At 40.5% G+C, this 12,049-nt stretch carries 9 protein-coding genes and 1 pseudogene; 1 reads left to right on the top strand and 9 read right to left on the bottom strand.

Annotation, left to right across the window (positions count from 1 at the left end):
* Window positions 1-492: 492 nt before the first annotated feature.
* Window positions 493-1,416 carry an energy-coupling factor transporter transmembrane protein EcfT gene (locus F7734_RS42695; protein WP_155750442.1) on the bottom strand — a complete coding sequence of 308 codons (924 nt, stop codon included), beginning with the start codon at window positions 1,414-1,416 and terminating at the stop codon, window positions 493-495.
* Window positions 1,417-1,509: 93 nt separating this feature from the next.
* Window positions 1,510-2,871: a ribosome biogenesis GTPase Der gene (gene der / locus F7734_RS42690; protein WP_155750441.1), complete on the bottom strand. Its 1,362-nt coding sequence runs from the start codon at window positions 2,869-2,871 to the stop codon at window positions 1,510-1,512.
* Window positions 2,872-2,949: 78 nt separating this feature from the next.
* On the opposite strand from der, the gene F7734_RS42685 reads away from it, so the two are divergent.
* Window positions 2,950-3,318 carry an EamA family transporter gene (locus F7734_RS42685; protein WP_155750440.1) on the top strand — a complete coding sequence of 123 codons (369 nt, stop codon included), beginning with the start codon at window positions 2,950-2,952 and terminating at the stop codon, window positions 3,316-3,318.
* A 56-nt stretch (window positions 3,319-3,374) separates the two neighbouring features.
* Here the strand turns inward: F7734_RS42685 and F7734_RS42680 are convergent, their stop codons facing one another.
* From F7734_RS42680 to F7734_RS42650, 7 genes and pseudogenes are all read right to left on the bottom strand, one after another.
* Window positions 3,375-3,581, bottom strand: a complete 207-nt coding sequence (locus F7734_RS42680; protein WP_155750439.1) for a hypothetical protein — start codon at window positions 3,579-3,581, stop codon at window positions 3,375-3,377.
* Between the two features lie 272 nt (window positions 3,582-3,853).
* Window positions 3,854-4,048, bottom strand: a pseudogene (locus F7734_RS64420) (hypothetical protein); the annotation flags it as partial.
* Window positions 4,049-4,140: 92 nt separating this feature from the next.
* Window positions 4,141-7,452, bottom strand: coding sequence for a pre-peptidase C-terminal domain-containing protein (locus F7734_RS42670; protein ID WP_155750437.1), 3,312 nt, complete (start codon window positions 7,450-7,452; stop codon window positions 4,141-4,143).
* A gap of 904 nt (window positions 7,453-8,356) precedes the next feature.
* Window positions 8,357-9,049, bottom strand: a complete 693-nt coding sequence (plsY, locus tag F7734_RS42665; RefSeq protein WP_155750436.1) for a glycerol-3-phosphate 1-O-acyltransferase PlsY — start codon at window positions 9,047-9,049, stop codon at window positions 8,357-8,359.
* A gap of 111 nt (window positions 9,050-9,160) precedes the next feature.
* Complete coding sequence (locus F7734_RS42660) at window positions 9,161-10,465, bottom strand: DUF3086 domain-containing protein (protein ID WP_155750435.1); 1,305 nt, start codon at window positions 10,463-10,465, stop codon at window positions 9,161-9,163.
* Between the two features lie 98 nt (window positions 10,466-10,563).
* A complete protein-coding gene (locus F7734_RS42655) occupies window positions 10,564-10,950 on the bottom strand; it encodes a DUF3119 family protein (protein WP_155750434.1) in 387 nt (128 codons plus the stop codon).
* 213 nt (window positions 10,951-11,163) lie between these two features.
* Window positions 11,164-11,961 (bottom strand): MlaE family lipid ABC transporter permease subunit, encoded by a 798-nt coding sequence (locus F7734_RS42650; RefSeq protein WP_155750433.1) that lies wholly within the window; start codon window positions 11,959-11,961, stop codon window positions 11,164-11,166.
* Window positions 11,962-12,049 lie beyond the last annotated feature (88 nt).

Below are 12,049 nucleotides of genomic sequence, written 5' to 3'. Positions count from 1 at the left end.
CTAACTCCAACAGTTTTGCTAATGGACAGTGGGTGAGAGACTGGGGGTCACTTCAGACATTCACAGATTGCACACTACCGTTCCAAGACAATACGTAGCTACAATCGCTTAGTTAACTATTTGATAGACTAAAATCTTAGACTGCCAAACTATATGAATTTACACAAACAGTCTAGTTTTAGAGAAATTATATTTTGGCTTCGATCTAAACTAACAATCTTGTTGTAATTTTATTAACCAGTTATCCAGAGGCTACAAGCCCCTAAATTTATTTATGAAAAAACAAATTGATTGATTGTTCAAATTCTCTAGTTTTCCGTGTGAGAATTGACCGATCGCTGGTTACTAGTTACTATTAATCTTGGTGCAGATTATGGTTTCTGCAACAAAAATCAGAGCTATATTAATTAGATGTGCAACCCTGAATAAGATTTATTATCTTTATGACGATACCACTATTGTAAACAACAATACAAGGTTATCAATAATAATTTATACTTCCGTGCCAATAGCCAGCCGCACTCCCCAAAACAAGATTAAAAACGCGATCGCCAGCCAGTCACGTCTTCCCAATCGTAAATTGTGCCACTGTACCCGATGTTCGCTAGGACTGGTAAAACCCCTTACCATCATCGCATTTGCCATTTGTTCTGCCCTGAGGAGTAAATTTTCCAAAAGTCTTTCTGCAACCAGCAACCAAACTTTCACTGCTCCTTTTAATCCCAACTTCTTCCAATTAATTGCCCTTGTCATAATAGAACGAATTAAGTTTTGAATTTCTTCTAAAACAAGGGGAATAAACCGCAAAGACAAAGTCAATGTCAAAGTGAGTTCAGTAACGGGTATTTTCAACCTTCGCAGTGGTTGCATCAAGTTTTCTATAGCTGCTGTAATTTCCTCTGGTGCAGTTGTTAATAAGTATAAATTTGTACTATAAATTAATGTAAATACCATTGTACTAACACGTATAGCTAAATCCAAAGAGTGGCGAGTGACTCTCACAGGTGCTTTATCAAACAATACGTAGTTATAATCCTGCGGCGTGCTTCCCGGTAGAGGTGCTATTGCAGGGGAGGGAGTTGCTTGTTTCGCCACTGCTTGTTGTTTGGTAGGCAAACGTGGATGATAATTTATCCCGTATCCATCAGGGCTAACAGATAAAATCACAAGTACAAAAAAGCACAAAGCTAACAGCCAACCCATTTGCTGTTCCCAAACTCGTCTGGGAATTCGAGCAATTAAAGTTGCCAGAATTAATATAACCACCAACAGAACGCGCCATTGCCAATTGGCGTACAAATAAGTTGTCAGAAAACTCATCAACCAAAAAAACTTGACACGCGGGTCTAGTTTGTGCAGCCAAGTTTGTGGTTGTTCTAAGTAAAGACCAATTGGAAGCGATCGGAGTAAATCCATAGTATAATTATGAATTATAAATTATGAATTATGAATGTAGAATCCTGAATTCATAATTCATCATTCATAATTCATCATTCATAATTCATCATTCTAAACGCGTGTAGCTCGATTTGCATTAGTACTTTCGACATCACGGGTTTTCTTGCTGCGCCATAGTATGCGAATGGGAGTGCCTTGAAAGCCCAAATTCTGGCGGAATTGCCGCTCAATGTAACGGCGGTAGTTGTCGTTAAAGCGTTTAGCTTCGTTAACGAACAATGCTATTGTAGGCGGCTGAGTACTAACTTGAGTCCCGTAATAAATTCTACCCTGACGACCAGAACGAGAAACGGGTGGAGTGTGTCTGCCGACAGCTTCTTCCAAAACTTCGTTAACAACTGCTGTACTCACACGACGTTTGTGGGATTGGGCCGCTCTATCAACCAATTCTAGAATCTTCTCCACCCTTTGCCCAGTCAAAGCACTGACAAAGATGATTTCTGCCCATTCAGTAAAGTGCAGTCGCTCTTCCAAATGTTTTTGGTAATCGTAAATTGTGTAAGAGTCTTTTTCTACAGCATCCCATTTATTAACAACCAGTACACAAGCGCGACCATCTTCAATAATGCGTCCAGCCAACTTTTGGTCTTGCTCGGTGACTCCATCAAGGGCATCTATGACCAATAAAACCACGTCAGCGCGACGGATTGCTTTGAAAGCACGGTTAATGCTAAAGAATTCCGGTCCGTATTCCACATTTTTCTTTTTACGAATCCCGGCTGTATCAATTAAGCGATACGTTTTCCCGTCGCGTTCAACAACCGTGTCAATAGCATCGCGGGTTGTGCCTGAAATTGGGCTAACGATCGCTCTTTCTTCTCCCACAAAAGCATTCAACAAACTAGATTTGCCAACATTTGGTCTTCCCACAATTGCTACTTTAATTTCTTCAAGAGCGGGAATATCCTGAATGTCGGGGAGATAAGTTACAAGTAAATCGAGTAAATCTCCCGTTCCACTTCCATGAATGGCAGAAACAGCGAAAGGTTCCCCCAAGCCCAATTCCCAAAATTCAGCAGCTTGAATTAAACCGCTTTCTGGAGATTCACATTTATTTACAGCCAGGATAACTGGAACTGGTTGTTGGCGCAACCACTCAGCAATTTCTTCATCGGCGGGTGTCGGTCCTGTTTGACCATCCACTACAAAGATAGCAACACTTGCTTCTTGCAGAGCTGCCATTGCCTGTTGGCGAATCAACGGTAAAAATTCCGTGTCGTCATTAAATACCAAACCACCCGTGTCTACAACCAAAAAATCACGACCGTTCCAGTAAGCTTCTCTGTAAGTGCGATCGCGAGTCACACCCGGTTCATCATGAACGATAGCAGATTGTTCTCCGGCAAGACGATTGACGAAGGTAGATTTGCCCACATTGGGGCGACCAATAATAGCTACGATAGGAAGACGCATAATAATAAAGGTGTACGATGCTCCAAATCCTTATTGTAGCTAGCTTAGACTAAATTGTACGTAAATTGATGAAACTGTATGAATTGGCAAGAATTCTGTTTGCTATTAACGTCTGTCTTGGTTAGTGTGGCAGGGCAGTTTTTTTTAAAGTTAGGTGCAATTAAGTTGGGAAAAGTGAATTCAGCCAACACGGTAAGTCATATTCTCAGCATAGCTACAACACCTGAATTAGTAGCTGGCCTAGCGTGTTACGGTTTAGGTGCTTTAGCCTACATACTGCTTTTGACTAGAGTCAAATTGAGTGTTGCTGCTCCGTCTGCATCTTTAGTTTATATTTTCTCAGTTTTGTTAGGTTACTTCATATTCAAAGAGTCAATTCCTCTTGTACGTATAGTAGGCTTGGGTTTAATTGTTAGTGGAGTGATATTAGTCGTTTGGCAAAAATAACAGCAATGAGGAGTGCGATCGCAATAAATGATCTAATATTTTACAAGACTTTATTATTACTCTAAATTTCTTAAGTGTTCTTGTATTAATTCTTCTACCTGTGCCAATTCTGCCAAGGATTTTGGAAATGGATGCCGTGGCTGGTTTTTTGAATCAGCTTTAAAACGATCTACTAACTTGTAAAAAGCTTCTCGATCGTCTCTATGAGCTAGAACATAAGCTCGTAACTCAGGTTTGGTCATGATGTCAAAATTTGGTTTCATATCAAGAAAATCCATGTCCCATCACGATAAACTTCGATTTGGAGTTCTTCTCCAGCAAAAATATATATGTTGCCAGTCCGTTCATCCAAACGTAATATCTCAACTAGATGGTAAAAATTTGTTAAAGATTGGCAGAGGATGATACAGATTAACCCTTATTCATTTGTTGGAAGAATAAATTACCTACAAAAAAGCTATATATTTCACCAATTTTAACACAAGTTATTATTAATATTACATTTGACAAGTTTTGCTTATTTTGTCAACAGTAATTACAACCTCCCTGCTAACAGAGAGGTAAGAATCAAGCCAATTAACCAGCTGAATTCGCAGTGGTTTGTTCCAGCAAGCAAACGTTGAATATTACTGCTGTGATGCAAAATAACATACGAACCACTAATAATGTCAAACAAAACGTAGGGGAGTGGTTAATGCAAAAGTACCATCAAAATAAGAACTGCGATCGCGTCCTGGGGACAAAGAGCGCGATCGCCTGGGTTTTAGATTCCTTTTGCCCGCGTAGTGCGATCGCGAAAGGCTAACTAGCAACTTAAGTTAACTACAGAACCCTGAATTCGCTCATAGTCTCGCGGAACTCGTCAAATGTCACATCAACAAATCCATCCAGTCTGGGGGATGTAACTCGGATGTCTTTATATTCTCCGTCTACACCAGCGTCAGCGCCAACATCTTGACCGTGAGGATTATACACCACAACGTGCTGTACTCCATTGGCATCAGAATAAGCATCAGTCACGGCATAAGCGTGACTTGAGAAAAATACTTTATTTCCCTTGTAAGAATTACCTGCGGTAACGCTTTTACCTTGTTGAAAAGCATCGAACAGAGTCTGGAAAGTAACTTCTGGCTTTTTCAATGCGTAAGGTATTGCGCCTTTACCTCGACTATACAATACAGTATCGCCAACTCCTTTAATGTGATACTGAACTATAGCACTACTACCGCCATTCCCCATTTTGTCATAACTACCCAACCACTGTGCATAAGCACGTTCCAGAATTGGAACCCAAAGTACATTGTTAGGATCGTTTATCTCGGTATTTCTGGCAGAACCAGCGATTATTGTTTTGCTTCTTGTTTCGGTTCTTATGGGATTTTTTTGCTCATCAACATATTGTATTGTGGTTAGTTGGTTTTCAGTAATTAACTGCTTATCAACAGTTACGTATTCTGCCTTGCCTTCACGATTGTAGAAGCGAACCGTGTAAGAAGTACTGCCATCAGGGTCATTGTTTTCAACAATCATGTCTTTGATGGCTTGAGCTGTCGTCGTTCCACGGAAAGGATTGTCATCTGTGGTACCTTTAGGGGGACGCTGCTGCCCAAACATAGAACCGAGTCCAGCAACAAAGTAACAGTTACCAAATGGGTTTTGTGCAATATCGCCAATTGTTGGACCATTAGCACCAAATAAATTACCTTGGACTGCTTTATAAGTATAGTTGTAAACTTTATTGCTATCGTACTTTGCCGTAAATATTACAGTACTACCTTCCGGAGTTCCCTTAAACCATTTGCCCACTAAGTTATTTTCAAAATCAATCGCAGTCATACCAGCTTTGCTACCTTGAACTACGTTGTTAGATAAAAACCGGACAGAATCTGGCATTGTGAAGACAGTTGTTTCTTTCACCAAAGTAGTCAAATCATCGAATTCTAACTGGCTAATTGTATTATCAGCTTCCACTTGTTTGTAAATTTCCAACATCTCATTACGGTTTAATTCACCATCGGCAGCATGAGTACTAACAATATTTTTTACCTCAGGAGCTTTTATATAAGTGAGGAAGTTAGCGAAAGCATTAGGAACTGAAACCTGAGAACTACCAAGAACTGAAACCTGAGAACTAAGAGCACTAGCGCTGAGGGTATAATTTCCTGTAACTTTATCGTCAAAGGAGGTGACTCGCACGACATATTCTATTCCTGCTTGTGCTGTAAAAATGAGTTGGGAATTGCGGTCAGAGGTATTACTAATATCATCATTTTCCGCAATCACTTCTCCCGTGACTCGATTCACTAATTCTAAATAGGTATCGAACTCAGTAGAGTTAAGATTGATTTTGACTTGTTGTCCGGCATTAATTCCTGTCAACAAATAGTCATCGGTGATGTTTTGTGATTCTCCAGCAGGAGTAGAACGAATTAAATCTGTAGCAACCAACTTACCGTTAATAGCTGGTTGTCCAAAAACTAAATTTCCGACGATTGGCGAAGTCGTATTTGTCGTTAAGGTAAAGCTTCCTGTACTATTTGCTACTGGTGCAAAACTAGTGACGCGAATGATGTAATCTTCACCGACTTTTGGGGTGAAAGAAAGGGCAGAATTAGTGTTCCCAGGTGCTAAATTATCATTTTCGGCAATGAGTTCACCCGTATCGCGTGTGACGACTTGCAAAGCTGTGTCAAATTGGGAGGAAGTCAAATTAATAGTGACTGATTGATTTGCTACGACATCAGTTAGCAAGTAATCAATTGATGGACTGCTAGGATTTAAGGGATTCGGTGTGTCTCCCAAAGACAAATTCCCTTCTACGGTTTCATGACTACCAATTAATTCGATAGTTTCTTCACCTGTGCTAGAACTACCTGGTGCTTCTAATGTCAATTGGTAATTTGTATCGTTGCCTTGAGACTGTAATAAAACAAAATAACTACCTGCTTCTTGACGATTAAAGCTGATGACTCCTGGACTATCGCTTGTAGCAGTTTTGGCATCAATGACTTCATTCTTATCGATAATTTTATTGTTGTTAAAGTCACGAATGAGTTGGATACTAGCATTGGCGCTTACATCTTCTAACCACAAGGAAAAATCGCGGTTCTCATCTAGTGAGAAGTTATAAAGTTTCACAGGTGCAACTTTATTTAGGGTTCCTTGAAATGTATCAACTCCGCCAATACTTCCCAAAGAAACAGCACCTTTGAGGGATTTATTCAAGCTGGTTGCTGGCGTGAGAAATGGGGTGGCCTGTAAGTTGAGACGATAGGGTGTATTTTGTCCTTCTTCATACTGGTACACCTGAGCGAAATAAGTTCCTGGAGTTAAGTTAAGGGATAAACTTTCTGCCGTTGTTCCTTCTTGTTCGGAAGCGTCTAACTCTTCAGAAGAATTAATCTCTCCGTCCTCATCGAAGTCTCGTGCTATGTTTATATCTGCATCTGCAGAAAGTCCATCTAATTTCAGATTAACTAGAGAAGTTTTACTGAGAGTAAAGCTATAAATATCAAGAGGTTTTTCACCAGAAACAGACCCAGAGAAAATACGATTTCCAGTTAAAGTCTTAATTTCTAAAGATTCCTCTAATGTAGATCCTGGAGCAATATTACTGTGCATTCTTCCTTCTTTTTGACCATATTGCAGGAAATGTTGAATTGCAGTTAATTGCTTAGATGTCACAGCATTTGCTACATCAGTGTTTTGTTGCAAATAAAAATTTGTAACAAAATCTCCTCCGGGGTTTCGTCCTTCATATTGACCATGTTTAACAAAATGTTCGTAGGCAGTCATCATACCACCCTTGACTGCTGTGTCTACATCTGTGTTTTGTTGCAGATAGTTATTTGTGGAAAATTCAGCAAGCGGATCGCGTTGTTCCTTTTGTCCAAAAGCTATAAAGTGATCGATAGCAGTGATTATTTTTTGTTCAACTGCTGCTTCTACATCAGGGTTTTGTTCTAGATAATAAGTGCCATCAAAAAAAGCACAAAGATTGCGATTTTCAAACTTTCCAAATTGATTGAAATGAGCTAATCCATTAGCGAAAGAACCCCCAGATACAGCTTGTTGGACATCTGGATTATTAGCTAAATAATAGCTTTCGTCAAACAAAGAATTAATGTCTAACATGAGCAATCCCTAATAATTAAACTGAATTCATTTGATAAAAAAATCAGCACAAAACTATAGCCATCAGAGTTTTGATAACACTGATGTACGAATAAAGACAGCCAAAGCTTATTCGATAAAAGATGTTTCTTTATCGAAAACAAAAACTGATAAATCTTCAGGTAATTAAGTAATGTTTATAGGACAATATGCCTGTTAGGGTCAGAAAAACTGAGGGCTTTATTCAGTTATGTTTTATGATTTTTTGTCTCAAATTTCTCAGGTTAAGTTTAAGCTGGAATTCTCATATAACATAATAGTAAATTTACCGATCTTACCAAATAAAGGCACAGGGCTGAGGACAGAGGGCAAAAGGACATATTGTAATTTTTGATAAGTTGGAAAAGGTAAATTCAGCGCTACAACATCTGTATTACTACCTAAAATAGACCGTTGATGTTTGCGTATTTTCACTTACGTTTTGTGTACAACTAGAATGTAGGGTAGTGGTTGATGCAAAAGCAGCATCACAATAGGAACTGCCATCGCGATCGCAATTAATGTGGTGAACCACTAGTAGTGGTTCACCACACCAACTTTGAGGGGTGATGAAAAAAACCACAAAGACGCAAAGAGCACGAAGTCAGAGGAAAAGAAGATGATTCTGAAGATCGTTTCACCCATCAAAATTGAATTTGATGGGTAGATTCCCCACTCTCGATCCGGTGCCTCAAGCACAGAATGCAGACAACGAGGCTCTGCAGAGGTAACAAATTAACACTGGAGGCGGAGCCTCTAGTAAGACATTCCCAGGCGGAGCCTGGGAACGAGGTGGTACGAGGTGGTATGAAGTTTCGACTGCCCATCAAAATTCATGTGGTGGACTACGAGTATACCCAGAAAAAAGGTAAGAGCCGCTCCCTAATTAACCAGCTGAATTCGCAGTGGTTTCTACTTCAACTTGTACCTTTTGCCCAATTTTTGGTTCAATACCAGCTAGCAAACGTTGAATATTGCTGCTGTGACGCAAAATGACATACAAACCACCAACAACACCAAATAAAACGTAGGCTAGTGGTTGATGCAAAAGTACCATCAAAATAGGAACTGCGATCGCACCAGCAATCGAACTCAAAGAAACAATCCGAGAGATTGCCACAACAACAGCAAACACACCTGCTGTTGCCAAACCAACCACCCAATTCATAGAAAGCAAAAGCCCCAAACTGGTAGCGACCGATTTACCACCACTAAAGCCTAAAAATATGGATTTGCTATGTCCCAAGACAGCAAATAAACCAGCCAAAGTCACCATCCAAGGTTGCCATAATTGAAGATCCACCGTTGGCGGAACAAAGTTTTGACTGGGGGAAAAGTCAAAAAACCAGTAAACCAGAACTATTGCCAAGACTCCCTTCAAACAATCCACCAGTAAAACAAAAGCCCCCGGTCCAGTCCCCAAAGTTCTCAGTACATTGGTTGCACCAGTCGAGCCAGAACCAACTTCCCGAATATCAATACCCTTAAGAAGCTTAGCTACTGTATATCCGGTAGGTATGGAACCCAGTAGGTAAGCCAAAACCAAAATCGCCCCACACAAACTTAACCAAGTAGTCATAAAAAAAGTTAGTTGTTAGTTGTTGGTTGTTAGTTGTTGGTTGTTAGTTGTTGGTTGTTAGTGGTTAGTTGTTAGTTGAACCACTAACCACTAACCACTAACCACTAACCATTAAAAATCATCATCATAATTTCTCATCATTTTAGGATCGGGTGCAAAAGCTAGCCATAGCGGAAATTGCAGCAATGCTAAACTAATTTGCTCTTCAGAGTCGTCAATAACAATCAAGGGCAATAAATTGGCTTTTTCCAGTCTCTCTGCTTTTTGTGCTAAAGCTTCTGGTGTCTCAAACAATACCACGCCTCTATCTGGTCCAAAATCAGGACGACCTATTCCCAAGCAATCTTGCAAACCCCGTCGCCATTCTCCCAGGCGTTCTGGTGTATTCGCTAATACTAGAGTTCGGACTCGATCGCCATAAAGCTTATGTAATATTGAAATCACTGCTGAGGCAATCAAAATATTCTGTAACCGACTGCCCATTGTACGTAAAGCCCCGCGCCCCCCTTGGTTAAAGAACCAATTGGATACTCGTTCTGCGTGAATTGGTTCAAAGGTGCGACGCAGTTGCCAAGCCGGACCGTAGTAATCTGGTTTGGTACGGTATTGGTCAATCAAACGGCGAATTTGTTTAATTGTATCCTGAAACTGCTGTTGGGCAAATTGAGGCGTTATCGATTGCGGTTCCTTCTGCTTGGCTTCCGATCTAACCTCTCTCACCTCAAGCACTTCTGGTTCTGGTTTTGATTGTGGCACCAGTTGCATCTGTTCTGCTGCGACGACTAAGTCCTGCAAACTACCTGTGAGGTAATCTTTAAAACCTTGTACCCGGATCGCTAAATCTTGGGAAGAACCCGCAAAAGTAGTCCGCATTTCGTTACGAATACGTTCTTGACGGCGTTCCAGTTGTTCTACAGAAATTTGTAGCGCCTGTTTGCGTTGTTCTAATTGAGACAAAGCTTCTTGTACTAATTGAGACATCGCCATTTGCGTTTCCCCCAATTGCAATTGGAGGGTTTTGTACGATGCTTGTAGATTGGCTATTTCTCTTCTAAGTGCTTGTTCTTGGCGTTGCAACTCTTGCAATCGCTCAGAGGCTTTTGCTTCTTCACGACTCCAATCTGATTCTGATTTTATGTCTGACTCCAGGGCGGTAATTTCTTGTTCTAACTGCGTCATGACCTCAGTGGTTGACTCTTCTGTTGTTCCAACTGTCACATCGGCTGGTTCTTCTGATACAGGCAAAACAGAAGCAAGTCTATCTTGTTTTGTGTCAACTTGGGGATTTTGCGCTGATATTTCTACCACCGACTCCACAGATGATTTTTCTGGTTGTTCAGATTTTATTTCTTGCTCTTGGTTTGTCATCAATGGCTCATCAGTTGGTTGTGGTCTTTGAAATTCCTCTGGGTTCATAAAATAACAATAGTTTAACTTTATACGGATGCGAGTTAATAACTTTCAGCAATATACAGCCCTAAGTGCTACGTGCATTCGTTAAGGATGACTTAACACTAATTACGCGGACAGCGTTCTTCTAAACAAGCTTTTAGGGTTTTGGGGTCAAATATAATTGGCAAAAAGTGAATGCTGTTTATTTCTTTAAAATAAAACAAGATGGGAACTGGATTCCAGAATATGCGCCAGTTTTGCCATTCTCGATAGGGAAAGCAGCGAATTAATTTTTCCCCTCTGTAAATCTCTAAGTCGGTAGCAGTAAACTTCAAACGTATTGTTACCGCCTGAAACATGAGAAACAAGCCAAGCAGTGTCACAAATAAGCCCACCACTAGCTGCACGAAAAGCAGTGGAATTGCTGCAATGACTAGCACCACAGGTATATTGTAACTGGGCTTGAGTTCTACCGTTGATACCAAGTTGGAGGTGTATGAAGTAGCCATAGGATGCGTGGATTTTGGATTTTGGATTTTGGATTTTGGATTGTGACAAGTTGTGTCAAGTAATCAGTTTAACAGTTGGATAGACTACAGGGTTTTAGATTGGGGATGAAGGAGTAGAGATTTGGAACTGGGCTCGGAGAAATAAGGACTGGGGGCTTTGCAAAGTAATTTTCTCCGCTCAATCCAAAATCTAAAATCCACAATCCAAAATTCCTAAAACCCCTGCATAAAAGCACTACCTGAACCTTGGAACATTATCCAAGAAAGAAAGAAGTTACTAATAAATATAATCAATAAGGCAGTCACAACAGCAGTTGTAGTAGATTGTCCTACTCCTTTTGCTCCTCCTGTTGTCGTTAGTCCCCAGCTACATCCTATAACGGCAATGAGAACCCCAAAGCAACACGCTTTTACCATTGCACTCAAAATATCCCAGGTGTTCAAAAAATTCCGGGCTGAGTCTAGAAAAACGCTATCTGAAAGATTGTATATATTTGTTGCAATCAGCATTCCCCCGAGCATCCCCGTTACCAAGGATAGAAGTGTTAGAATGGGCAGCATAATGCAGCAAGCCAGTACGCGAGGGATGACAAGATAATCAATCGGGTCTGTCTTTAGCATTAAAAGAGCATCGATCTGTTCGGTCACCCGCATTGTTCCAATTTCTGCTGCAAATGCCGAACAAACTCGCCCTGCAATAATAACTGCTGTTAACACAGGTGAGAGTTCTCTTGTCAACGCCACAGCTAAAACTCCACCAACAATATTACCAGCACCAAAGGTAATAAACTCTCTTGCTACCTGGATGGTAAATACTGCACCAACAAAAATAGCTGTTAATAAAGCAATGAACAGCGAATCAGGTCCGACTGCTGCCAGTTGCTCTAAAGTGTTACGCCGATGGATTTTTCCTCTCAGTAAGTGAAACATGACTTGTCCACTCAAGAACGTCGCCGCCAGCAATCGCTGACTCCATATTCCTAAACTGGATTTAGATGTGTCATTAGTCATTTGTCATTAGTCAATAGTCATTTGTCATTTGTCATTAGCCATTGGGCGTTGGATATTAGACTTGAGGCATTCTACCTTGTCCCCCTTG

The sequence above is a fragment of the Scytonema sp. UIC 10036 genome (genome assembly GCF_009725235.1).
Note: the sequence above shows the minus strand (reverse complement) of the source record. Positions and strands in the feature narration are given on the sequence as shown.